The organism is Pseudomonas sp. KCJK9058 (assembly GCF_046230975.1).
GTDB lineage: Bacteria > Pseudomonadota > Gammaproteobacteria > Pseudomonadales > Pseudomonadaceae > Aquipseudomonas > Aquipseudomonas alloputida.
Genome location: NZ_JBJJLR010000053.1, coordinates 12,173 through 36,528, shown reverse-complemented (window position 1 = coordinate 36,528; position 24,356 = coordinate 12,173). Strand labels below are relative to the sequence as shown.

Below are 24,356 nucleotides of genomic sequence, written 5' to 3'. Positions count from 1 at the left end.
CCTTGGAATTGTGGTGATCCTGTGGGAGCGGGCGTGCCCGCGAAGCATGTTACTCAGGCCTCGTGGCAGATGTGCCCATCGACCAAGGTATAACGCACCGCACCTGGCAGGCAGTGGCCGATGAACGGGCAGTTCTCGCCACGGGAGAACCATTGTTCGCCAGCAACGGTGGACGCTTGCGGGTCGAACAGCACCAGGTCGGCCGCGCCACCCACTTTCAGTTCCCCAGCCGGCAGGCGCAGGGCGGCAGCCGGGCCGCTGCTCAGGCGGGCCAGCAAGGTTGGCAGGTCGAGCAGGCCGTCTTGCACCAGGGTCATGGCCAGTGGCAGCAGCAACTCGACGCTGCTGATACCCGGCTCGGTGGCGCCGAACGGGGCCAGCTTGGCGTCGCGCTCGTGCGGCTGGTGGTGGCTGGAGATGGCCTGGATCACCCCCGACTTCACCGCCTCACGCAATCCGTCACGGTCGGCAGCGGTGCGCAGCGGCGGCTGCACGTGATACAGGCTGGAGAACTCGCGCAGCGACTCGTCCGTGAGGATCAGCTGGTACAGCGCTACATCGGCGGTCACAGGCAGGCCCAAGGCCTGGGCCTGGGCGATCAGCCGCGCGCCACGGGCGCTGGTGATCTGGCTGAAGTGCGCACGCACGCCGCTCTGTTCCACCAGCAGCAGGTTGCGCGCCAGGGCCACGGTTTCGGCGCTCTCCGGGATGCCTGGCAGTCCGAGGAAGCTGGCCATGGCACCTTCGTGGGCCAGGCCGCCCTGGGCCAGGTCGCGGTCCTGGGAGTGGAACACCACCGTCAGGTCGAAGGTGGCGGCATACTCCAGGGCGCGGGCCAGGGTACGGTTGTTGGGGATTTCCTTCAGGCCGTTGCCAAACGCTACGCAACCGGTGTCACGCAGGGCCACCAGTTCGGCCAGTTGCTCGCCCTCCAGGCCCTTGGTCAGGGCGCCGACCGGGTAGACCTTGCTGTTGGCGGCTTCACGGGCGCGGTCAAGGATAAGTTCGGCTACCGCCGAGGTGTCCAGCACCGGCTTGGTCTGTGGCGGGCAGCACAGGCTGGTGACACCGCCGGCAACGGCAGCGCGGGTTTCACTGGCGATGTTGCCTTTGCGGCTGTAACCCGGTTCGCGCAGGGACACGCCCAGGTCGACCAGGCCGGGCGCAGCGACCAGGCCATCAGCCTGGATCGTGCGGCTGGCGCTGAAGCCGGCCGGTGCGGCGCCGATGGCGACAATGCGGCCGCCGTCCAGGTGCAGGTCGGTGACCTGGTCAAGGCCGCTGTTGGGGTCGATCACCCGGGCGCCAAGAATACTGATGGTCACTGGGCGTTCTCCTGGTCCAATTGACGTTGCGCGTTCTGCCCGCTCATGGCCATGGACAGCACGGCCATGCGCACGGCGATACCGTAGGTGACCTGGTTGAGGATCACCGAGTGCTTGCCATCGGCAACCGCCGACTCGATTTCTACGCCACGGTTGATCGGGCCCGGGTGCATGACGATGGCGTCAGGCTTGGCCCCGGCCAGGCGCGCGGTCGTCAGGCCGAACAGGCGGTAGAACTCGCCTTCACTGGGCAGCAGGCCACCGGCCATGCGCTCACGCTGCAGGCGCAGCATGATCACCACGTCGACGTCTTTCAGGCCTTCGGCGAGGTCGGTGTAGACCTTTACGCCGTACTGCTCGATACCGATCGGGATCAGGGTTTTCGGCCCGATCACGCGGATGTCCGGGCAACCCAGCGCTTTGAGCGCGAGCATGTCGGAACGGGCCACACGCGAGTGCAGGATGTCGCCGACGATCGCCACGGACAGGTTTTCGAAGCTGCCTTTGTGACGGCGGATGGTGAGCATGTCGAGCATGCCCTGAGTCGGGTGCGCGTGGCGGCCGTCACCGCCGTTGATCACGGCCACTTCCGGGCACACGTGCTCGGCAATGAAGTGCGCGGCGCCGGAGTCGGAGTGGCGTACGACGAACATGTCGGCGGCCATGGCTTCGAGGTTGCGCAGGGTGTCGAACAGGGTTTCGCCCTTGCTGGTCGAGGAGGTCGACACGTTCAGGCTGATCACGTCGGCCGACAGGCGCTGGGCTGCCAGTTCGAAGGTGGTACGGGTACGGGTCGAGTTCTCGAAGAACACGTTGCACACAGTCTTGCCGCGCAGCAACGGGACTTTTTTCACAGCCCGGGCACCGACTTCCAGGAAGGAGTCGGCGGTGTCGAGGATCTCGGTGAGCAGTTCGCGAGGCAAACCGTCAAGCGAGAGGAAGTGGCGCAGCTGGCCCTGATCATTGAGCTGCAGCGGGCGCTTGGCGTCGATTGGCGTCATCGCGGGGGACTCTTAAAGGGCGGAAGCGGAGGCGAGGTCCTGGCGCTCGAGGGCGAGCGGTGCGGGTCCGGTCAATTTTACCCGTTCATGGGCGCCCAGCGACAGGGTGGCGCCGAGCACATTCGGGCGAATCGGCAGTTCGCCGGCATCCAGGTCCAGCAGGCAGACCAGGGTGACGCTGGCCGGGCGGCCGTAATCGAACAGTTCGTTGAGCGCCGCGCGGATGGTACGACCGCTCATCAGCACGTCATCCACCAGCACCAGGTGCTGGCCTTCGACTTCGAACGGCAACTCGGACGGGCGCACTTGTGGGTGCAGGCCGTTCTGGCTGAAGTCGTCGCGGTAGAACGACACGTCCAGGGTGCCCATTGGGCTGGTGTCGCCCATGGCATCCTGCAGGGCCTGGGCAACCCAGACGCCGCCGGTGCGGATACCGATGTAACGGGGCTCGGTGATTGCCCGGCGCGCCAGGTGGGCACGAAGGTCGACAGCCATCTGCCGGATCAGCTCGGCGGGATTGGGTAGGCTCATTGCGGGCTCCTTGGAAGGGTGCGCCGGGTGGGCCCGGCGGCAAAGATGATCAGGTATTGGCCTCCAGCCAGCCTTGCAGCAGCAAGGCAGCGGCAATGGCATCGACCGGATTGTCGCGGTAGCTGCCACGCTGGCCGCCACGGGCCATGCGCTCGCCTTTGGCCTCGAAGGTGGTCAGGCGCTCGTCGTGCGTGTGCACGGGCAGGTTGAAGCGGCCGTTCAGGCGGCGGGCGAACTTTTCGGCGCGGGCGCTCATCTCGCTGGGCGTACCGTCCATGTTCAGCGGCAGGCCGACGACAATGGCATCTGGCTTCCATTCGGCAATCAGCTTTTCCACCTGGGCCCAGTTCGGTACGCCGTTCTGCGCCTTCAGGGTGCACAGTTCGCGGGCCTGGCCGGTAATCACCTGGCCGACGGCCACGCCGATCTGTTTGCTGCCATAGTCGAAGCCCAGCAGCAGGCGTAGTTCAGCCATCAGGCGTGGCCCGCCTGGCTGGTCAGCAGGTGCAGGTTGATCCCCAGGCTGGCGGCCGCAGCCTCAAGGCGCAGGTCGCTGGCCATGCCGAAGACGATTTCCGGGTCGAACGGGCAGTTCAGCCAGGCGTTGTCGGCCAGTTCCGCTTCCAGTTGGCCCGCTTCCCAACCGGCATAGCCCAAGGTGATCAGGCTCTGTTTCGGCCCCACACCGGCGGCTATAGCCAGCAATATGTCCTGTGACGTGGTCAGCGACAGCCCTTCCAGCGCTACGCTGGCCTGGAAACTGCACTCGCTGCTGTGCAGCACGAAGCCGCGGTCGGTTTGTACCGGGCCACCCTGGTAGATCGGCACCTGCAAGGTGCTGGCCGGCGGCGTTTCGTCCGGGCGCAGCTGCTCGAGGATGTCGGCCAGGCTCAGTTCCTGTGGTCGGTTGACCACCAGGCCCATGGCGCCATGCTCATTGTGCTCGACGATATACGTGAGGGTCTGGGCGAAGTTCGGATCGGCCATGTGCGGCATGGCGATCAGGAACTGGTGCTTGAGGTAGCTGGGTGCGAGGGTTTTCATGGGGGATAGTGTGGCGCCAGGTGGCGAGACTGACAAGGTGCGGATTTGTGTCGTCAGGTTGGCGCTTGGCTTGAGGTTTTTGGCGCTTTTGAGATCGAGCGCCGCCCGCGCGGCGCTCGATATCCGCGCTAGCACGCACCGAAAGCCCTACACCAAGGCTGAACTCAATTACTGGACAAACGGTCCCCACGGGCAAAGCGCCAGGTGCGGATGATCTCCAGCCGGTCGAACTCGGCCAGATCCCCGGTAAACGGTGCAAAAGGCGCGGCCAGCCGCACGATGCGTTGCGCCGCCTGGTCCAGCACGGGCTGCCCGGATGATTCCAGTACCAGCACCTCGTACAGCGAGCCATCGCGGTTGATCGACACCATCATGCGCAAGTTGCCGTAGATCTGCTGTCGGCGTGCTTCGTCGGGGTAGTTGAGGTTACCCACGCGCTCGACCTTCTTGCGCCACTCTTCCTTGTACCAGGCGCCCTTGTCGCGCATGGTCGACGCGGCGTTCAGGCGATGGATGCGCGGGCGCTTGGCGTACATCTGCTGTTCGTTGGACAGCTCCGCTTCCAGGCTGGCGATCTGGCTGGACAACTGCGAGCTGTCGAAGTCCGGCGCCGGTGTGGCTGGCTTGGGCTGTGCTTTGCTTTCCTTGGGTTTGGGCTCGACCTTGTGCGGCTTGGGCGCAGTAGTCACCACCGCCGACTTTTTCGGGGGAGGGGGTGGGACCACCTCGGGCCTGGCTGCAGGCGGTGGGGTGATCTTGTTGATCTTGCTGTCCTGGAACGGCGCCAGCTCGGTGGTCTTGGGCACCGCTTTCTTGTCCAGGGTGCCGCTGCCTTGCTGGTTGTCCTGGGCCTGGAAGTCAGCCTTCTCGGGCGGTTTCTCGCTCTTGAAGGTGGCCAGGGTGATGTCCATGGTGTGGCGGATTTCGGCAGGCTTGACCACGGGGAAGCCGACGCCAAGGATCAGCGCCAGGTGCACCAGCGCAGCCAGGAACAGGGTGAAGCCAAGCCGGTCCGCAGGGCGAACACGGGGAGGCAGCAGGTCGGCAGGGACGTCAGCGGGCAGCGTCATCAGGTATCCAGCAACCGCAGGGCGGGGCAGCAGCTCAGTCGAATAGGACCGGCATCATACCCCACTCTACGGCTTTACTTCGCGTTGGCTGTCAGCGTGCCTTGAGCTTGCGATCAATGGCATCCATCAGCTTGCCACCGATATCGGTGTTGTAGGCGGCATCGATCTCGCGGATACAGGTGGGGCTGGTGACGTTGATTTCGGTGAGGTAGTCGCCGATCACGTCCAGGCCAACGAACAGCAGGCCCTTCTCGCGCAGCGTCGGGCCGACCTGGGCGGCGATCCAGCGGTCGCGCTCGGTCAGTGGGCGGGCTTCGCCACGCCCGCCCGCGGCCAGGTTGCCACGGGTTTCGCCGCTGGCCGGAATGCGTGCCAGGCAATAGTCCACTGGCTCACCATCGATCATCAGGATGCGCTTGTCGCCGTCCTTGATTGCCGGCAGGTAGGCTTGGGCCATGATCTGCTGGGTGCCCAGTGCGGTCAGGGTTTCCAGGATCACCGACAGGTTGGGGTCGCCCGCGCGGTGACGGAAGATCGACGTACCGCCCATGCCATCCAGTGGCTTGAGGATCACGTCGGCATGCTTGGCGGTGAATTCGCGAAGGATGTCCGGGCGGCGGCTGACCAGGGTCGGGGTGGTACATTGCGGGAACAGCGTGGCGAACATCTTCTCGTTGCAGTCGCGCAGGCTTTGCGGGCGGTTTACCACCAGTACGCCGTCGTTCTCGGCTTGTTCCAGCAGGTAAGTGCTATAGACGAACTCCATGTCGAAGGGCGGGTCCTTGCGCATCAGGATCACGTCCAGCTCGGCCAGCGGGCTGTCCTGCTCCTCGCCCAGTTCGAACCAGCGTGCAGGGTCGGCAAACACCGTCAGCGGGCGCATGCGGGCGCGGACCTTGCCTTCGCCCTGGTACAGGTCTTGCTGTTCCATGTAGAACAAGCTCCAGCCGCGTGCCTGGGCGGCCAGCAGCATGGCCAGCGAGCTGTCCTTCTTGTAGGAGATGGACGCGATGGGGTCCATTACAATGCCGAGGCGAACGCTCATGGGGGGTCCTCTTGGCGGCAGGTGGCCGCGGTGGATCGAAAGAAAAGTGGCTCAGGGTGGCGCCGGGAGCGCCGCCGGTCAAGGGGCGCGGCAGATGGAATGGCCACCCGGAGTGTGCTAAAAATGCAGCTGCAAGCCTTGAGCTACAAGCCTCAAGAAAAGAGCATCCATGCGCCGAGCTGCTTTCTTGCAGCTTGCCGCTTGCAACTTGCGGCTTCAATCCTACTGGTAGGCGTCTATGGAACAACCCCTGAAGGTGATGGTGATCGACGATTCCCGCACGATCCGCCGCACCGCGCAGATGTTGCTCGGTGAAGCGGGCTGCGAGGTAATCACCGCCAGCGATGGCTTCGATGCCCTGGCCAAGATCGTCGACCATCAGCCCAGCATCATTTTTGTCGATGTGCTGATGCCACGCCTGGACGGCTACCAGACCTGCGCGGTAATCAAGCACAACAGTGCCTTCAAGGACACCCCGGTTATCCTGCTGTCGTCCCGCGATGGGCTGTTCGACAAGGCCCGCGGCCGGGTGGTCGGTTCCGATCAGTTCCTGACCAAACCGTTCAGCAAGGAAGAACTGCTCGATGCGATCCGCGCCCATGTGCCCGGGTTCGCCACACCTCAACAACACGCACCCTGACCGAGCCCCGCCATGGCGCGGTCCTACTTTCCTGATGGGGAAACAGCATGGCCCGAGTTCTGATTGTCGACGACTCGCCGACAGAGATGTACAGATTGACCGAATGGCTGGAAAAGCACGGCTACCAGGTGCTCAAGGCCAGCAACGGTGCCGACGGCGTGGCCCTGGCCCGGCAGGACAAGCCCGACGCGGTGCTGATGGACATTGTCATGCCTGGCATGAACGGCTTCCAGGCCACCCGCCAGCTCAGCAAGGACCCGGAAACCAGCGCTATTCCAGTGATCGTGGTAACCACCAAGGACCAGGAAACCGACCGTATCTGGGCCACGCGCCAGGGTGCCCGTGACTTCCTGACCAAACCGGTGGAAGAGGAGGCGCTGATCGCCAAGCTCAAAGAAGTGCTGGGGGCTTGACCACCCGCCCGCAAGGCGCGTCGCTGACCGCCTTTGAGTTGTTGCTGGACATCGACCGGCGCTGCCGCCTGCTGGTCGCCGACCAGCCGCCGCAGGACAACCGCGTGCAGCAGTGGAGCGGCATTGGCTTTCGCATTGCCGGGCAGTGGTTCGTCGCGCCCATGGGCGAAGTGGCCGAGGTGCTGCGCGAACCGCGCAGTAGCCGCGTCCCCGGCGTGCAGCCGTGGGTGTGCGGGGTGGCCAACCTGCGTGGCCGGCTGTTGCCGGTGATGGACCTGAGCTGCTTCTTCGGCCTGGGCCACGCCGCACCGGGCAAGCAGCGGCGAGTGCTGGTGCTGGATCACGACGACCTGTTCGTCGGCTTGCTGGTCGACGAGGTGCTGGGCCTTCAGCACTTTGCCCTCGACAGCCTGCAGCTGTCGCCGCCGCAGCCTCTGATCCTTGCCGCTGCGCGCTTTGTGCAGGGGTATTTTCCGCGTGAACGTAACTGGGCGATCTTCAGCCCCTTTGCCTTGGCCCAGGCGCCAGGCTTTCTCGATGTGGCGTTATAGGACCTGCGAACGTGAACAAGCCTGCCACCCCCGTCACTGCCACCACCGTGAGCCCACGTACCCGCAGCATCGCGCAGATCACCGTGCTGTTCCTGATCCTGATCCTTTCGATCATCTTGCTGTTCGCCAACTTTGCTTACCTGAATACCCAATCCAACTACGACAAGCAGTACATCGGCCATGCCGGCGAGCTGCGCGTGCTGTCGCAGCGTATCGCCAAGAACGCCACCGAGGCGGCCACCGGCAAGGCCCTGGCTTTCAAGCTGCTGTCGGATGCACGCAATGATTTCGAACGACGCTGGGGCTACCTGCGCCAGGGTGACAGGTCCACTGGCCTGCCGCCTGCGCCACCTTCGGTGCGTGACGAGATGGAATCGGTACGCCGCGACTGGGAAAACCTGCGCAAGAACACCGACATCATCCTGGCCAGCGAGCAGACCGTGCTGTCGCTGCACCAGGTGGCAGCGACCCTGGCCGAGACCGTGCCGCAGTTGCAGGTGGAATACGAGAAAGTGGTCGAGATCCTGCTGCAGAGCGGTGCCCCGGCCAATCAGGTTGCGGTGGCCCAGCGCCAGCTGTTGCTGGCCGAACGTATCCTTGGCTCGGTCAACACCGTGCTGGCCGGTGACGACAGCGCCGCCCAGGCGGCCGATGCCTTCGGCCGTGACGCCGGGCGCTTTGGCCAGGTGCTGGAGGGCATGCTCAATGGCAATGCGACAATCCAGATAACCCGCGTCGAGGACGCCGATGCGCGTGCGCGGCTGGCCGAAATCGCCGAGTTGTTCCAGTTCGTTGCCGGTTCGGTGGATGAAATCCTCGAAACCTCCCCCGAACTGTTCCGTGTACGGGAGGCTGCGGGCAACATCTTCAGCCTTTCGCAAACCCTGCTCGACGAAGCGTCGCACCTGGCGAACGGTTTCGAGAACCTGGCTGGCGGGCGCACCCTCGACACCGTTGGCGGCTATGCCCTGGGGCTGCTGGCGCTGGCCTCGATCATCCTCATCGGCCTGGTCATGGTGCGCACCACCAACCGCCAACTGCGCGAGACCGCAGAAAAGAACGAACGCAACCAGCAGGCCATCATGCGCCTGCTCGACGAAATCGAAGAGCTGGCAGATGGCGACCTGACGGTAACCGTATCGGTGACTGAAGACTTTACCGGCGCCATTGCCGACTCGATCAACTATTCCGTGGACCAGTTGCGCGACCTGGTCGCCACCATCAACCACAGTGCAATGCAGGTCGCTGCCGCCGTGCAGGACACGCAGAACACTGCGCGGCAGCTGGCCAAGGCCTCCGAGCACCAGGCTGCACAGATCAGCGAGGCGTCCGAGGCGGTGGGCGACATGGTCGAGTCGATCGATCGGGTTTCGGCGCATGCTTACGAATCGGCCAAGGTGGCCGAGCGTTCGGTGGCTATCGCCAACAAGGGCAACGAGGTGGTGCACAACACCATCAACGGCATGGACAACATTCGCGAGCAGATCCAGGACACCGCCAAGCGGATCAAGCGTCTGGGCGAGTCCTCCCAGGAAATCGGCGACATCGTCAGCCTGATCGACGACATTGCCGACCAGACCAACATTCTTGCCCTGAACGCCGCTATCCAGGCCTCGCTGGCCGGTGAGGCCGGCCGCGGATTTGCCGTGGTTGCCGACGAGGTGCAGCGCCTGGCTGAGCGCTCATCGTCTGCCACCCGCCAGATCGAGGCGCTGGTGCGTACCATCCAGGCCGATACCAACGAGGCGGTGATCTCCATGGAGCAGACCACCGCCGAAGTGGTGCGTGGTGCACGCCTGGCCCAGGATGCCGGGGTGGCGCTGGCCGAGATCGAAGGGGTATCGCAGAACCTCGCCGACCTTATCCACAGCATCTCCGACGCTGCCCAGTTGCAGACCTCGTCGGCCGGGCAGATCTCCCACACCATGGCGGTGATCCAGCAGATTACCGCGCAAACCTCTGCCGGCTCCGGTGCCACCGCCGACAGCATCCGCCACTTGGCCCGCATGGCCAGCGAGATGCGCCGTTCGGTGTCCGGTTTCACCCTGCCACCACCGACCGAGCCGCGTTAAGGAATAGTGACCATGGCTTCTGCAGTAAGCCCCGAGCGTCACGAAACAGTGGCGCTGGCCTGGACCAAGGCCGCCATCCTCGATTGCCTGGGCCAGGCACGGCAGGCGCTGGAGCGCTTTGCCGGCGAGACGGGTGACCTGTCGATGATGGCTTTCGTGGTCGACAACCTGCATCAGGTGCACGGCTGCCTGCGTATGCTCGAACTGCGCGGCGCCACGCGCCTGGCCGAGGAGCTGGAGCTGTTCGCCAAGGCATTGGCCGACGGCCAGGTCAGCCCCCGGGGTGATTGCCTGGGCGCATTGTTCCGCGGCCTGGAGCAGTTGCCCTCGTACCTGGAGCGGTTGCGCGGTGCCCGCCACGACCTGCCACTGGTCATGCTGCCGTTGCTCAACCAGCTGCGTGCCTGCCGTGGGGAGGAACCGCTGGCCCAGGCCAGCCTGATGACCGGTGCCGCCCAACGCTTTGCGGGTGACGATGACCTTGCCAACCTCGACCTGTCGCTGGGCAACTGGCGTGACCAGCTGCAGGCCGGGTCGGGGCGCGATGCGCTGCGTTCGGTGGTGACTGCACTGTGCGACGACTTGATGCGCATCAAGGAGCGCCTGGACCAGTACGGCCGCGGCGACCGTCAGCACAGCGAGCAGCTCGATGCGCTGCTGGCACCGTTGCGCCACGTGGCTGACACCCTGGCGGTACTGGGCTTTCAGCAACCGCGGCGGGTGATCATCGACCAGGTGTTGGCGTTGCAGGCATTGGCTCAGGGCGAGCGGGCGGTGGACGACGCGGTGTTGATGGACGTGGCGGGGGCCCTGCTGTACGTGGAGGCCTCCCTGAACGGCATGGTCGGCCCTTTGGAGGAAAGCGGCCAAGGCAGCCTGCCAGGCTCGGACCTGGCGGAGATACGCCAGCTGGTGCTGCATGAAGCGCTGAACGTGTTGCAGCAGGCCAAGGATCTGATCGGCGATTACCTGGAGTCCGACTGGCCCCGGCAACGCCTGCAACCCTTGCCGGGGCTGTTGCAGCAGATCCGCGGGGCACTGGCCATGTTGATGCTGCCCGCCGTGGCCGAGCTGTTTGTCGGCTGCGTAAGCTATGTGCAGCGTTGGTTGCAGCACCTGGAGGAAGAGCCGCCGGTTGATGAGCTGACGCACTTGGCTGAGGCGCTGAGCGCTGCCGAATGCTACCTGCAATGGCGGGCGGCCGACCCGCTGGCCGATGGCCAACCCTTTATCGAGATGGCGCGGGCCAGCTTGGCGGCGCTGGGTGTGCAGTGCGCGGTGGTTGGGGCCAGCGCAGACCTGGACGGCAGTGGCGACGGCATCGATGACGAGCTTCGCGAGGTGTTCCTTGATGAAGCGGGCGAGCTGCTGCCGGAAATCGAGCGCCACTGGCTGCGCTGGCGTGCCGACAACCAGCAGCGCGAGGCGCTGGGCGAAGTGCGTCGCGCGCTGCATACACTCAAAGGCAGTGGCCGCATGGTGCATGCCGAGGCGGTGGCTGAACTGGCCTGGGGCGCCGAGCACCTGCTGAACCGGGTGCTCGAGGGCCGCAGCGTGCTCACCCCGGAAGGGGTTGTAGCGCTGCAGCAGGTGTTCGTTCACCTGCCTGACTTGCTGGCCGACTTTGCCGCCGGCCAGTTGCCGCAACTGACTGAAATCGAGCAATTGGCCGGGCACCTGCACAGCCTGGCCGAAAACGATGCCCCGGCGGCTGCCGGTGTCGATGGCCTCGATCCGCAGTTGCTGGGCATTTTTCGTACCGAGGCGCAGGGCCATCTGGCTAGCCTTGAGGTTTATCTGCAAAGCGCCGGTGGCCACGACACGCCGGTCAGTGATGACTTGCAGCGTGCCTTGCACACACTCAAAGGCAGTGCCGCCATGGCCGGGGTGATGCCGGTCGCCGAACTGGCCACCGCCTTCGACCGCCTGGCCCGTGAATACAAGGGTCATCAACTGCCACTGCAAATGGCCGAGATGGAGTGGCTGGAAGCTGCGCGGTCGTTGTTCCATCTGGGCTTGGCGCAACTCGATAGCACACCGCTGGCCGCCATTCCCGGCGCCGCGGAACTGATCGAGCAGGTGGGCCAGGCCGTGGACGGCCGCCTGGCCAGTCTGCATGAAGACTCGCACCCTGCCGGCCGCAGCAAGCGTGATCCGCAGTTGGTCGCCAGCTTCCTGGCGCAGGCCATGGACATTCTGCTCGATGCAGAGACGTTGTTGTCGCGCTGGCAGCAACAGCCCGCCCAGCGTGACGCACTGGATAACCTGCTCGACCAGATGACCACCCTGGGGCACGCTGCGCACCTGGCCGACCTGTGGCAGATGGATGAGGTGTGCGAGGCGTTGCTGGACCTGTATGGCGCGGTGGAGGAGGGCAGCCTGCCTGCCGATTCCCGCTTCTTCAGCCAGGCGCAGCGGGCCCATGAAGCGTTGCTGGACATGCTGGACGAAGTGGCGGCCGGACAGGATATTCCACCGCGCCCGGAGCTGGTCGACAGCCTGCGCAACCTGCTGGACCAGGCCCTGGCGCCGGATGCCACCGGCCTGGTGGGCATCGATACGGTCACACCGCTGCACCCGGACATGGACCTGGCCGATACCTTGGGGCTGCCGCACCCGCCGTTGCAGCCGCAGGTGGCAGAGCCGCTTGCCGAGGCACCGGAAAGCCCCGGCGAAGAGCTGCTGGAAGTGTTCCTGGAAGAAAGCTCGGACATCGTCGAGAGCGCCGCAGCGGCCCTGGCGCGCTGGCAGGCCGACCCGCGCAGCAGCGTCGAGGTGGACAACCTGATGCGCGACCTGCACACCCTCAAAGGCGTGGCGCGCATGGTCGAAATCACCCCGATCGGCGACCTGGCCCACGAACTGGAGTTCCTCTACGAGCTGTTGGCTGCGGGTAGATTGCCGCCAAGCGCGCCACTGTTCGCACTGCTGCAGAACTGCCACGACCGGCTGGCGCATATGCTTGACGCTGTGCGCCTGGGGCAGCCGCTGCATGCCGCCACGGCGCTGATCGACTACATTCGAAACTTCAGCAGCGCCGCACTGACAGACACTGCCGCAGGCCAGGGGCCGCCAGAAGCTGCGACCGCCGAAGTTCCGGCAGCAGCACCAGAGCGGGCACCGGGTGACATGGTCAAGGTCGACGCCGAGCTGCTCGACGACCTGGGTAACCTGGCCGGCGAGCACTCGATCATCCGTGGGCGCATCGAGCAGCAGGTCAACGACGCGCAGTTCGCCCTCAACGAGATGGAAACCACACTCGAGCGCATGCGTGATCAGTTGCTGCGTCTGGATGTCGAGACCCAGGGGCGAATCTCCAGCCGGCAGCAGTTCGAAGGCGATGCCTATGACGACTTCGACCCGCTGGAAATGGACCGCCACTCCCAGCTGCAGCAGCTGTCACGGGCCCTCTTCGAGTCTGCCTCGGACCTGCTGGACCTGAAGGAGACCCTGGCTCAGCGCGCTCAGGAGGCCTACAGCCTGCTGCAGCAGCAGGCGCGGGTGAACAGCCAGTTGCAGGAGGGCCTGACTGCCACCCTGATGGTGCCGTTCGAGCGCCTGGTGCCGCGCTTGCAGCGCGTGGTGCGGCAGGTGGCCAGCGAGCTGGGCAAGCAGGTGGAACTGGTGGTTGGCAATGCCGAGGGCGAACTGGACCGCAGTGTGCTGGAGCGTATGGTGGCGCCGCTGGAGCATATGCTGCGCAACGCCGTTGACCACGGCCTGGAAAGCCGCGCAATGCGCCTGGCCGCCGGCAAGCCGGAGCAGGGCACCATTCACCTGAATTTGCTGCATGAGGGCGCCGATATCGTCATCGAAATGACGGATGATGGTGCTGGCGTGCCTCTGGAAGCGGTGCGGCGCAAGGCCATCAAGCGCGGCCTGCTGGACCCGCAGGCGCAGTTGAGTGACCACGAAATCCTGCAGTTCATCCTGCGGCCAGGCTTTTCCACCGCCGAAAAGATTACCCAGATTTCCGGGCGTGGGCTGGGCATGGATGTGGTGCACGAGGAGGTCAAGCAACTGGGTGGCTCGATGAGTATCGAGTCGGCGCCGGGCAAGGGGGCGCGTTTCCTGATCCGCCTGCCGTTCACCGTGTCGATCAACCGTGCGCTGATGGTGCACCTGGGCGAAGAGCAATACGCCATTCCGCTCAATACCATCGAGGGCATCGTCCGCGTGCCACCTGCCGAGCTTGCGGCGTGCTACCAGCTGGACTCGCCGCGCTATGTCTATGCCGGCCACGAATACGAGCTGCGCTACCTGGGCGAGTTGCTGCAAGGCCTGCCGCGCCCGGCGCTGCTGGGGCAAAGTGTGCCGTTGCCGGTGCTGCTGGTGCATTCCAAGGAGCAGTCGTTTGCCATCCAGGCCGACAACCTGTCGCCCAGCCGTGAGATCGTGGTGAAAAGCCTGGGGCCGCAGTTTGCCGCGGTTGCCGGGTTATCGGGGGCGACACTGCTGGGCGATGGCCGGGTGGTACTGATTCTTGACCTGCTGGGCCAGCTGCGCGGCCAGCAGCGACGGCTGGCCCGCCTGCCCGGAGGCGGTAGCCAACGCCAGTTGCTTGGCCCTGCACCGCGCCGTGCCTTGTTGGTGATGGTGGTGGACGATTCGGTAACCGTACGCAAGGTCACCAGCCGCCTGCTGGAGCGCCACGGCATGAGCGTGCTCACGGCCAAGGATGGCGTCGATGCCATGGCCCTGCTGGAAGAGCACCGGCCCGACGTGTTGTTGCTGGACATCGAAATGCCGCGCATGGACGGCTTCGAGGTGGCCACACGCATCCGCCGTGACGCACGGTTGAAAGACTTGCCGATCATCATGATCACCTCGCGTACCGGGCAGAAGCACCGGGACCGCGCCATGGCCATCGGCGTCAACGAATACCTGGGCAAGCCGTACCAGGAGTCGCTGCTGTTGCAGAGCATCGCCCACTGGAGCCAGGCCCATGCTTGAACTGATTTCCGGCCAGCGCAGCAGCCTGACCGGGCTGTTGCTACCGTTGGGGGACCGCACGCTGGTGTTGCCCAACGTGGCGGTGGCCGAGTTGAGCGGGCAGCGTAACCTGGTGTGCCAGCATGGCGACCCCGCCTGGCACCTGGGGTGGATTGACTGGCGTCAGCAACGCCTGCCGTTGATCGGTTTCGAGGCCGCGTGCGGTGGTGAGACGCCGTGCGGGGAGCGGGCTCGCGTGGTGGTGCTCAATGCTTTGGGCGATACCGGTTTGCGGTACCTGGCGCTGTTGCTGCAGGACATTCCGCGCTCGTGCAAGCTCGACAGCCAGCTGAACTACGTGGATGTGGCGCTGGGCAGGTTGGAGCTGGCGGCGGTGCAGGTGGGTGAGCAGGTGGCGCGGGTGCCGGACCTGGTCGCCTTGGAAAGGCTGGTGCGTGACGCGGATCTGCAACCTGATCTTGGTTAGGATGTGAGGCGCAGGGCCTGGTCGTCTGGGGTGGGGATTTGTGTCGCGATAGGGCTGCGCAGCAGCCCCGGCGGTTCATGCTGTGGCAATGACAACCTGGGGCCGCTTCGCGCCCCTTTCGCGACACAAGGCCGCTCCCACAAAGAGCGAAGCCATCAGCATCACATCAGGAACCCTGCCCACTTCAGGAGGTCTGTGTTTGCATGTATTACGGTGAACGCTTCAACGCCTGGACCCACCTGGTCGGTGCCGTCCTCGCTGCTATTGGTGCCATCTGGCTGATCGTGGTCGCGGGCCTGCAAGGCGACCCGTGGAAGATCGTCAGCTTCTCCATCTACGGCGGCACGCTGCTGTTGCTGTACAGCATCTCCACCCTGTACCACAGCACCCGTGGGCGGGCGAAAGTGATCATGCGCAAGCTCGACCACCTGTCGATCTATCTGCTGATTGCCGGCAGCTACACGCCGTTTTGCCTGGTCAGCCTGCGCGGCCCTTGGGGATGGAGCCTGTTCGGCGTGGTCTGGGGGCTGGCGATCATCGGCATGTTGCAAGAGATCAAGCCGCGCTCCGAGGCGCGGATCCTGTCGATCATCATCTATGCGGTAATGGGCTGGATCGTGCTGGTGGCAGTCAAACCACTGCTGAACTCGCTGGGCACTGCAGGCTTCGCCTGGCTGGCTGCCGGCGGCGTGTTCTACACCGTCGGCATCATTTTCTTCGCTTTCGACAGCCGCTTCCGCCACTGGCATGGCATCTGGCACCTGTTCGTGATCGCTGGCAGCCTGATGCACTTCGTGGCGGTGTCGTTCTACGTGCGCTAGTTAAAAATCGCCCCACAACTGCTGTGCCACCGACAGCGCCACCACCGGCGCGGTCTCGGTGCGCAGCACGCGCGGGCCAAGGCGTGCTGCGTGGAAGCCGGCGGCTTTGGCCTGCTCGACTTCGGCCTCGCTAAGGCCGCCTTCGGGGCCGATCAGGAAGGCCAGTGTTGCGGGCTTTTCATGGCTGGTGAGCGGCTCGGCCACCGGGTGCAGGACCAGTTTCAGGTCAGCCTTGGTGCTGCTCAACCATTCCGCCAGGGGCACGGGTGGGTGAATGACTGGCAAGGTAGAACGCCCGCATTGTTCACAGGCGCTGATCGCCACTTGGCGCCAGTGGGCCAGGCGCTTGTCGGCGCGTTCGTCTTTCAGGCGCACTTCGCAGCGTTCGCTGACGATCGGGGTGATTTCGTTGGCGCCAAGTTCGGTGGCCTTCTGGATCGCCCAGTCCATGCGCTCGCCACGGGAGAGGCCCTGGCCCAGGTGCACATGCAGCGGTGAATCGGCCTGGCCGGCAAAGGCCTGGTCAAGGCTGACGCGGACAGTTTTCTTGCCCACCTCGAGCAACTGACCACGGAATTCCTGGCCGCTGCCATCGAACAGCTGCACGGCGTCGCCGGGTGCCATGCGCAGCACGCGGCCAATGTAATGGGCCTGGGCCTCGGGCAGGTCGTGCTCGCCAAGGCTCAGGGGGGCGTCGATGAAGAAGCGGGACAGTCTCATGGGTTTGCTCGGTAAATAGAGAGACGCAGATCCCCTGTGGGAGCGGGCGTGCCCGCGAATCAGGCGCCGCGGTGCCTGGCAAGGGCTTCGCCCTTGTTCGCGGGCTCGCCCGCTCCCACAGGAAAAGTGGTGTGGCGAATTGCCGGGCCTAGCCCGGGTCGCGGAAGTCGGGGTGGAAGTTGGCCGGCACTGCGACACTGATGCTGTCGCGGGTGGCGATATCGATGCCTTCGCTGGCCACTTCGGCAAGGAAGTCGATCTGCTCGGGGGTGATCACGTAAGGCGGCAGGAAATACACCACGCTGCCCAGCGGTCGCAGCAGGGCGCCGCGGGTCAGGGCGTGCTCGAACACCTTCAGGCCACGGCGCTCCTGCCAGGGGTAGGCAACCTTGCCTGCCTTGTCTTGAACCATTTCGATGGCCAGGGCCATGCCAGTCTGGCGTATTTCGGCAACATGAACATGATCGGCCAAATGTGCAGTGGCTGTGGCCATGCGCGTGGCCAGGGCCTTGTTGGCCTCGATCACGTTGTCCTGCTCGAAGATATCCAGGGTCGCCAGCGCTGCAGCGCACGCCAGCGGGTTGCCGGTGTAGCTGTGCGAGTGCAGGAACGCGCGCAGTGTCGGGTAGTCGTCGTAGAACGCCTGGTACACCTTGTCGGTGGTCAGGCAGGCGGCCAGCGGCAGGTAGCCGCCGGTCAGGGCCTTGGACAGGCACAGGAAATCCGGGCGGATGCCGGCTTGCTCGCAGGCGAACATCGTGCCGGTGCGGCCGAAGCCCACGGCGATCTCGTCATGGATCAGATGCACGTCGTAGCGGTCGCAGGCCTCGCGCAACAACTTGAGATACACCGGGTGGTACATGCGCATGCCACCGGCACCCTGTATCAGCGGCTCGACGATCACGGCGCTGATCGAGGCGTGGTGTTCAGCCAGGGTCTGCTCCATGGCCTGGAACATGGTGCGCGAGTGCTCTTCCCAGCTCATGCCCTCGGGGCGCAGGTAGCAGTCAGGGCTTGGCACCTTGAGTGTGTCGAGCAGCAGCGCCTTGTAGGTTTCGGTGAACAGCGGCACATCACCCACCGACATGGCGGCAATGGTTTCGCCGTGATAGCTGTTGGTCAGGGTGACGAAGCGCTTCTTGTCCGGTTTGCCGATGTTCTGCCAGTAGTGGAAGCTCATCTTCAGCGCCACCTCGATGCACGACGAGCCATTGTCGGCATAGAACACTCGGTCGAGACCGGCCGGGGTCATGGCGACCAGGCGCTCGGACAGCTCGATCACTGGCTGATGACTGAAACCGGCCAGGATCACGTGCTCGAGCTGGTCGACCTGGTCCTTGATGCGCTGGTTGATGCGCGGGTTGGCATGGCCGAAGACGTTGACCCACCAACTGCTCACCGCATCCAGATAGCGTTTGCCCTCGAAGTCCTCCAGCCACACGCCTTCGCCGCGCTTGATCGGGATCAGCGGCAGCTGCTCGTGGTCTTTCATCTGGGTACAGGGGTGCCACAGGACCTTGAGGTCGCGTTGCATCCACTGATCATTGAGGCCCATGGGCACTTCTCCTGGCTTTGCGGCGTGGTTCGACCGCGTAAGCCTAAGCAATGCCGCAGGGCAGGACAACCGCTGCCGTTCAATGGCGGTGGGTGCCGGTCCATTCCAGCTTGCGGATATGCACGGTGCCGGCGTGCGAGGTGGAGATGGTCAGGCGCCGAAAGGGGCCGTCAATCACTTGGTAGTAGGGGTGTGTAGCGATCGGGCCCGGGCGAGCGTCCCGGAAGCCGCTACCTTCGAGGGTGAGCCAGTAAAAAATGCGAGGGGATGGCGCAACCAGGTCATAGTCGATGTTCTCGGCATCGAACAACATGTGCAGGTCTTCGCTCAGAAAGTCGCTGACTACGTAGTATTCCAGCCGCAGGGACTCGACCTCTTGAGCGAACGCAATCGAAATTTCGCTGTGCTCACCAATGACCAGCTCGGTACCGTCCTCGCCCTTGAAGGCTTCGTGAAAGCCGATCCAGGACGTGCTGCTGGCGTGGAAGCTCAGGCCTGAGGCTGTGCGAAGTGTCTGCCTGTGTAACAGAAGCTGCCGCTCCACTTGGTTGAAACGCTCCTCGAAGATCATGCGCAGCCCCCCCTGGCGGGCTTTTGGCCATCTTCGCCAGCTTCGCCTACCACCCTGTGACGTGGCTACTGGCAAAAATGTCAGTTGCCAAAAGGACTTGATGTCACTGCGCTGGCAGGGTGACCGGACCTGACGTATTCTTAACGCATCTTCCCGGGGCATTCCTGCCTCTCCCCGTTTCTGTAACCTCTGACTCGGAGTTCGCCGACATGGCTGCTGCTTGGGTGCGCCTGTGCGCGTTGGTATTGATTGGTGTGTCCAGCGGCGCTGCGCTGGCAAAAGACAAGACGCCCACGGCGATTGTCGTGGGGGGTGGCCTGGCAGGCCTGACGGCAGCCTACGAGCTGCAGAACAAAGGCTGGCAGGTGACCCTGCTGGAGGCCAAGGCGGGCATGGGTGGGCGTTCGGGCCTGGCCACCAGCGAGTGGATCGGCAACGCCAAGGCACAGCCGGTGCTCAACCAGTACCTCGACCGTTTCAAACTTGAAACACTGCCGGCGCCCGAGTTCGTGCGTACCCCGGGTTACTTGATTGACGGCGAATACTTCAGCGCCAGCGACCTGGCCACCAAGCAACCGGCCACTGCTGAGGCGCTCAAGCGTTACGAGAAAACCCTTGATGACCTGGCCCGTTCGATCGATGACCCGCTGAACCCGCAGGCAACCAGCACGCTGTTCGCCCTTGACCAGATCAACGTCTCCACCTGGCTGGACAAACTGCAACTGCCGGCCACCGCCCGTCAGTTGATCAATCAGCAGATCCGCACCCGCTACGATGAACCGTCGCGCCTGTCGCTGCTGTACTTCGCCCAGCAGAACCGCGTGTACCGCGGCGTCAGCGACCGCGACCTGCGGGCCGCGCGCCTGCCCGGTGGCAGCCCGGTGCTGGCCCAGGCTTTCGTCAAGCAGTTGAAAACCATCAAGACCAGCTCGCCGGTTACCGCCATTGTCCAGGACAAGGATGGTGTCACGGTAAAAGTCGGCAGCGTCGGCTACAAGGCGGATTATCTGGTCATGGCTGTGCCCCTGCGCGCGCTGGCCAAGATTCAGATGACCCCTGGCCTGGACAGCCAACACCTGGCGGCGCTCAAGGGCACCAACTATGGTTGGCGCGACCAGATCATGCTCAAGTTCAAGAAACCCGTATGGGAAAGCCGCGCACGCATGTCGGGCGAAATCTTCAGTAACGCCGGCCTCGGCATGCTGTGGGTCGAACCGGCGCTCAAGGGTGGTGCCAATGTGGTGATCAACCTGTCCGGCGATAACGCTCGCCTGCTGCAGGCGTTTGGTGAAAAGCAGATGGTCGACCAGGTGTTGATCCGTCTGCATGCGTTCTACCCACAGGCCCGTGGTGCTTTCACCGGTTACGAGGTCAAGCGATACAGCGCGGACGCTGGCACGGGTGGTGCCTACCTGGCCTACGGCCCGGGGCAGATCAGCAAATACTGGCGCCTGTGGGAACGTCCGGTGCAGCGCATTACCTTTGCCGGTGAGCACACGGATGCCCTGTATCCGGGCACTCTGGAAGGCGCCCTGCGCAGTGGCCAGCGTGCGGCCAGCCAGGCACAGGACCTGTTGGCAGGCAAGTCGTTCGACCCGGCCAAGGCGCTGCCGGTTGCGGCGGCGGCAGGTGCGGTGGCCGCCAAGGAGAGCAAGGGCGGATTCTTCTCCAATATGTTCGGCGGTTCGTCCGACAAGGGCGACAAAGCTGACAAGGCGCCGGCCAAAGCTGAACCTAAGCAGGCCGAAGAGGCCAAGCAGGACAAGCCAGGCTTCTTCAAGCGCCTGTTTGGCGGGGCGGAAACGCCAGAGGTGAAGGCTGAGCCAATAGCCAAGGCTGAGGAAGTGGCGCCTGCACCTGCGCCCGCTCCACAGGCGGCTCCGGCTCCTGCCGCGCCTGCGCCCGCTCCACAGGCGGCTCCGGCTCCTGCCGCGCCTGCGCCCGCTCCACAGGCGGCTCCGGCTCCTGCCGCGCCTGCGCCTGTAGCCAAGGAAGCGGCCGCCAAGCCTGCGGCAACCAAAGCCGCTCCCGCCAAGCATGCGCCCGCGCACAAGCCAGCCCACAAGCCTGCCGAGACGAAGAAGGCGACAGCCAAGTCGGAGCCTGCGAAGAAGGCTGTAACCAATACCCAGGCCAAGGCGGGCTGATCGATCGACAGTGTCGGCCTGTTCGCAGCCTAAGGGCCGACACTGCAGCCCGAACTCTCCGACTATCGTTAATGTTTTCTTAATGGTCAGCTAACAGAATAAATATCGGATTCCTCGATAATCCAAAGCAATTTTTTCCGCTTTTCTTCGATACGTTACGCGTTAGTCTGTGCATAGCTTTCACGGGGAAACACGCAACATGCAACTGCGCAATTCACCTTCTCGCTACGGCGTGGTCAGCATCATCCTGCACTGGGGCGTAGCACTCGCAGTCTTCGGCCTGTTCGGCCTGGGCCTGTGGATGGTCGGCCTCGACTACTACAGCCCATGGCGCAAAGCTGGCCCGGACCTGCACAAGAGCATCGGCCTGGTGCTGCTGGCGGTGATGCTGCTGCGGGTAGTCTGGCGTTTCATCAGCCCGCCACCACCGGCACCCACCAACCACGGCGCAATCACACGCCTGGCGGCCAAGCTGGGCCACCTGGCCCTGTACCTTGGTCTGTTTGCGGTGATGGCTGCCGGTTACCTGATTTCCACCGCCGACGGCGTCGGCATTCCGGTGTTTGGCCTGTTCGAAGTGCCGGCACTGATCAGCGACCTGCCTGACCAGGCAGATGTGGCGGGTGTGGTTCATTTGTGGCTGGCTTGGGGGCTGGTGATTTTTGCCGTGCTGCATGCCCTTGCCGCGCTCAAGCATCATTTCATCGACCGTGACGCGACCCTGACTCGCATGCTGGGCCGCAAAGCTTGACTCTCAACCTCAATTACACAGGAAGGAACAGGATGTTGAAAAAGACTTTTGCCGCTCTGGCGCTCGGTACCGCTCTGCTCTCTGCTGGCCAGGCCATGGCTGCCGAGTACAAGATCGACAAGGAAGGCCAGCACGCGTTCGTTGACTGGAAAATCAGCCACCTGGGCTACAGCTTCATCCACGGTACTTTCAAGGATTTCGACGGCAACTTCAGCTGGGACAGTGCCAAGCCTGAAGCCAGCAAGATTAGCGTCGACTTGAAAACTGCCAGCCTGTGGTCGAACCACGCCGAGCGTGACAAGCACATCGCCAGCGCTGACTTCCTCGACGTGAAGAAGTACCCGGACGCCAAATTCGTCTCCACCAGCGTCAAGTCGACTGGCGACAAGACTGCTGACGTGACTGGCGACCTGACCATGCACGGTGTCACCAAACCGGTGACGTTCAAAGCTACCTTCAACGGTGAAGGCAAGGACCCATGGGGTGGTGAGCGCGCAGGCTTCAACGCCACCACAACGCTGAACCTGAACGACTTCGGCATCAAAGGCCCAGGCGCTACTTCGCAGACCCTGGACCTGGATATCAGTGTTGAAGGTGTGAAGCAGAAGTAATTTCTGCTAGCTGAAGACCGAGGGGGCCGCTTTGCGGCCCTATCACGACACAAGGCCGCTCCCGCAGAGAATTTCTTGATCTCTGCAGGAGCGGCCTTGTGTCGTGATAGGGCTGCCAAGCAGCCCCCTCGGTACTTCTATCAGCCCTTGCGGGTCAGCAGCGCCGGGCGCTCACCGCGTGGGCGGCTTGGCAGGTCATCCAGTTGCTCAGGCGTCGGGAAACGGTCCAGTTTGGACTCCTTGCGAATGATCACTGGCTGTTTTTCCGGCTGACGCGGGTTGCGCACGGCCGGCTCTTGCCGGGCAGCATCGTCACGCGCAGGGCGACCACGGCCACCGCCGCCATCACGACGGGCACCACCACCGTTATTGGCACGGGGCGGGCGTTTCTCTCCGCCGGCACTGCCACCACTGCGTGGCTGGCCGCCATTGCGGGCTTGGCCTTGGCCGCCAGCGTTGCTGCGTTGACCATTGCCTTGCCCCTGACCTTGGCCGGCAGCACCTGGGCGGCGGTTGCGGCCCTGGTTCTTGCCCTGGTACGGACTGACATAGTCGGCGCGGTTACCGAAGTTATCGACTTCGTCGTCCAGGAACTCTTCCGGGTCGCGGTCTGCTGGCGGTTTCGGCACGCCGTTATTGCTGGCCTGCTGTGGGCGTGGCTTCTTGTCACGCGGCTTGCGCGGCTGCTGCTTGTCGCCGCTCTTTTCCTTGTCGTCCGGCTTGGCCGCAGCTTGCTGCCTGGCTTTGCCTTTGTCCTTGCCTTTGTCCTTGCGGCCGCCGTTGCTGTCTTTGGCACCTTCGCCACGGGCTTGCTGGTTGCGGCCACCGCGGCCGTTGTTTTGCGGGCGCTCGCGTGTTTCAGGCTTCTCGGCTTCGACCTGGCTGGCGTCGAAGCCCATCAGGTCGCCATCCGCGATGCGCTGCTTGGTCACCCGCTCGATGCTCTTGAGCAGCTTTTCTTCATCTGGCGCGACCAGGGAAATAGCTTCGCCCGAACGACCGGCACGGCCGGTACGGCCAATGCGGTGGACGTAGTCTTCCTCGACATTCGGCAGCTCGAAGTTGACAACGTGGGGCAACTGGTCGATGTCCAGGCCGCGGGCAGCGATGTCGGTGGCGACCAGTACGCGCACGCTGTTGGCCTTGAAATCGGCCAAAGCCTTGGTGCGGGCGTTCTGGCTCTTGTTGCCGTGGATCGCGGCGGCGGTCAGACCTTGCTTCTCCAGGTACTCGGCCAGGCGGTTGGCACCGTGCTTGGTTCGGGTGAACACCAACACCTGTTCCCAGGCGCCCAAGGTGATCAGGTGCGCCAGCAGGGCACGCTTGTGGCTGGCAGGCAGCCGGTACACCCGCTGCTCGATACGCTCGACGGTGGTGTTCGGCGGGGTGACCTCGATACGCTCCGGGTTGTGCAGGAGCTTGTCGGCGAGGTCGGTGATGTCCTTGGAGAAGGTGGCCGAGAACAGCAGGTTCTGCCGCTTGGCCGGCAGGCGGGCGAGCACCTTCTTGACGTCGTGGATGAAACCCATGTCGAGCATGCGATCGGCTTCATCAAGTACCAGGATTTCCACGTGGGCCAGGTCGACCTTGCCTTGCCCGGCCAGGTCGAGCAGGCGGCCTGGACAGGCGACCAGCACATCAACGCCTTTGGCAATGGCCTGGATCTGCGGGTTCATGCCAACGCCGCCGAAGATGCAGGCGCTGACCAGTGGCAGGTCACGGGCATAGACTTTGAAACTGTCATGCACCTGGGCTGCCAGTTCGCGGGTCGGTGTCAGGACCAGTACGCGAGGCTGGCGCGGGCCATGGCGCTGCGATTTGTCGGGATGGCCGGCCGGGAACAGGCGCTCGAGAATCGGCAGGGCGAAGCCGCCGGTTTTACCCGTACCTGTCTGTGCGGCAACCATCAGGTCGCGGCCTTGCAACACGGCGGGAATGGCCCGCTGTTGCACGGGGGTCGGCTGGGTGTAGCCCGCAGCCTCGATAGCGCGGACAAGAGCCTCGGAGAGACCGAGGGAAGCAAAGGACATGGGCGATCCTGTTCTCGTGTGGGCTGGGCCCGTTGGGAT

Annotated in this window: 21 protein-coding genes; 10 read left to right on the top strand and 11 right to left on the bottom strand. The window is 64.2% G+C overall.

Annotated features, from left to right (window positions below):
* Positions 1-53 precede the first annotated feature (53 nt).
* From ACK59Z_RS22200 to gshB, 7 genes are all read right to left on the bottom strand, one after another.
* Positions 54-1,325: a dihydroorotase gene (locus tag ACK59Z_RS22200; protein WP_010955564.1), complete on the bottom strand. Its 1,272-nt coding sequence runs from the start codon at positions 1,323-1,325 to the stop codon at positions 54-56.
* Complete coding sequence (locus tag ACK59Z_RS22195) at positions 1,322-2,326, bottom strand: aspartate carbamoyltransferase catalytic subunit (RefSeq protein ID WP_003249311.1); 1,005 nt, start codon at positions 2,324-2,326, stop codon at positions 1,322-1,324. Before ACK59Z_RS22195 ends, ACK59Z_RS22200 begins: the two co-directional genes overlap by 4 nt.
* 12 nt (positions 2,327-2,338) lie before the next feature.
* Positions 2,339-2,857 (bottom strand): bifunctional pyr operon transcriptional regulator/uracil phosphoribosyltransferase PyrR, encoded by a 519-nt coding sequence (pyrR, locus tag ACK59Z_RS22190; protein ID WP_003249313.1) that lies wholly within the window; start codon positions 2,855-2,857, stop codon positions 2,339-2,341.
* A 49-nt stretch (positions 2,858-2,906) separates the two neighbouring features.
* Positions 2,907-3,332, bottom strand: coding sequence for a Holliday junction resolvase RuvX (ruvX, locus tag ACK59Z_RS22185; protein ID WP_409293671.1), 426 nt, complete (start codon positions 3,330-3,332; stop codon positions 2,907-2,909).
* A complete protein-coding gene (locus ACK59Z_RS22180; RefSeq protein WP_003249318.1) occupies positions 3,332-3,901 on the bottom strand; it encodes a YqgE/AlgH family protein in 570 nt (189 codons plus the stop codon). Before ACK59Z_RS22180 ends, ruvX begins: the two co-directional genes overlap by 1 nt.
* 164 nt (positions 3,902-4,065) lie before the next feature.
* Positions 4,066-4,971 (bottom strand): TonB family protein, encoded by a 906-nt coding sequence (locus tag ACK59Z_RS22175; RefSeq protein ID WP_409293670.1) that lies wholly within the window; start codon positions 4,969-4,971, stop codon positions 4,066-4,068.
* A gap of 91 nt (positions 4,972-5,062) precedes the next feature.
* Positions 5,063-6,016, bottom strand: a complete 954-nt coding sequence (gene gshB / locus ACK59Z_RS22170) for a glutathione synthase (RefSeq protein ID WP_108190284.1) — start codon at positions 6,014-6,016, stop codon at positions 5,063-5,065.
* 238 nt (positions 6,017-6,254) lie between these two features.
* Here gshB and ACK59Z_RS22165 point away from each other — a divergent pair, with 238 nt between their 5' ends.
* The 7 genes from ACK59Z_RS22165 to trhA all read left to right on the top strand — a co-directional run bounded on the left by ACK59Z_RS22165 (position 6,255) and on the right by trhA (position 15,932).
* Complete coding sequence (locus tag ACK59Z_RS22165) at positions 6,255-6,656, top strand: PleD family two-component system response regulator (protein ID WP_003249324.1); 402 nt, start codon at positions 6,255-6,257, stop codon at positions 6,654-6,656.
* 47 nt (positions 6,657-6,703) lie between these two features.
* Positions 6,704-7,069: a twitching motility response regulator PilH gene (gene pilH, locus ACK59Z_RS22160; protein WP_014592657.1), complete on the top strand. Its 366-nt coding sequence runs from the start codon at positions 6,704-6,706 to the stop codon at positions 7,067-7,069.
* Positions 7,066-7,620: a chemotaxis protein CheW gene (locus ACK59Z_RS22155; protein ID WP_003249330.1), complete on the top strand. Its 555-nt coding sequence runs from the start codon at positions 7,066-7,068 to the stop codon at positions 7,618-7,620. Before pilH ends, ACK59Z_RS22155 begins: the two co-directional genes overlap by 4 nt.
* 47 nt (positions 7,621-7,667) lie before the next feature.
* Entirely contained in the window at positions 7,668-9,692 is a 2,025-nt protein-coding gene (locus ACK59Z_RS22150; protein ID WP_230623075.1) for a methyl-accepting chemotaxis protein, read from the top strand.
* Positions 9,693-9,704: 12 nt separating this feature from the next.
* Positions 9,705-14,645, top strand: a complete 4,941-nt coding sequence (locus ACK59Z_RS22145; protein ID WP_409293669.1) for an Hpt domain-containing protein — start codon at positions 9,705-9,707, stop codon at positions 14,643-14,645.
* Complete coding sequence (locus ACK59Z_RS22140) at positions 14,638-15,111, top strand: chemotaxis protein CheW (protein WP_003249336.1); 474 nt, start codon at positions 14,638-14,640, stop codon at positions 15,109-15,111. The genes ACK59Z_RS22145 and ACK59Z_RS22140 overlap by 8 nt, the downstream gene beginning before the upstream one ends.
* 203 nt (positions 15,112-15,314) lie before the next feature.
* Positions 15,315-15,932 (top strand): PAQR family membrane homeostasis protein TrhA, encoded by a 618-nt coding sequence (trhA, locus tag ACK59Z_RS22135; protein WP_003249338.1) that lies wholly within the window; start codon positions 15,315-15,317, stop codon positions 15,930-15,932.
* Here the strand turns inward: trhA and ACK59Z_RS22130 are convergent, their stop codons facing one another.
* The 3 genes from ACK59Z_RS22130 to ACK59Z_RS22120 form a co-directional block, all read right to left on the bottom strand.
* Positions 15,933-16,652: a 16S rRNA (uracil(1498)-N(3))-methyltransferase gene (locus tag ACK59Z_RS22130; RefSeq protein WP_108190282.1), complete on the bottom strand. Its 720-nt coding sequence runs from the start codon at positions 16,650-16,652 to the stop codon at positions 15,933-15,935.
* A 148-nt stretch (positions 16,653-16,800) separates the two neighbouring features.
* Positions 16,801-18,207, bottom strand: coding sequence for an adenosylmethionine--8-amino-7-oxononanoate transaminase (locus tag ACK59Z_RS22125; protein ID WP_409293668.1), 1,407 nt, complete (start codon positions 18,205-18,207; stop codon positions 16,801-16,803).
* Positions 18,208-18,286: 79 nt separating this feature from the next.
* Positions 18,287-18,778 (bottom strand): hypothetical protein, encoded by a 492-nt coding sequence (locus tag ACK59Z_RS22120; RefSeq protein WP_003249344.1) that lies wholly within the window; start codon positions 18,776-18,778, stop codon positions 18,287-18,289.
* A gap of 209 nt (positions 18,779-18,987) precedes the next feature.
* Here ACK59Z_RS22120 and ACK59Z_RS22115 point away from each other — a divergent pair, with 209 nt between their 5' ends.
* The 3 genes from ACK59Z_RS22115 to ACK59Z_RS22105 all read left to right on the top strand — a co-directional run bounded on the left by ACK59Z_RS22115 (position 18,988) and on the right by ACK59Z_RS22105 (position 22,287).
* Positions 18,988-20,925, top strand: a complete 1,938-nt coding sequence (locus ACK59Z_RS22115) for a flavin monoamine oxidase family protein (protein ID WP_409293667.1) — start codon at positions 18,988-18,990, stop codon at positions 20,923-20,925.
* Between the two features lie 199 nt (positions 20,926-21,124).
* The gene (locus ACK59Z_RS22110; RefSeq protein ID WP_003249347.1) at positions 21,125-21,676 is read left to right on the top strand and encodes a cytochrome b; all 552 of its coding nucleotides are present in this window, start codon (positions 21,125-21,127) and stop codon (positions 21,674-21,676) included.
* A gap of 32 nt (positions 21,677-21,708) precedes the next feature.
* The gene (locus ACK59Z_RS22105; protein WP_003249350.1) at positions 21,709-22,287 is read left to right on the top strand and encodes a YceI family protein; all 579 of its coding nucleotides are present in this window, start codon (positions 21,709-21,711) and stop codon (positions 22,285-22,287) included.
* Between the two features lie 140 nt (positions 22,288-22,427).
* Here the strand turns inward: ACK59Z_RS22105 and ACK59Z_RS22100 are convergent, their stop codons facing one another.
* Positions 22,428-24,317 carry a DEAD/DEAH box helicase gene (locus ACK59Z_RS22100; protein WP_409293666.1) on the bottom strand — a complete coding sequence of 630 codons (1,890 nt, stop codon included), beginning with the start codon at positions 24,315-24,317 and terminating at the stop codon, positions 22,428-22,430.
* Positions 24,318-24,356 lie beyond the last annotated feature (39 nt).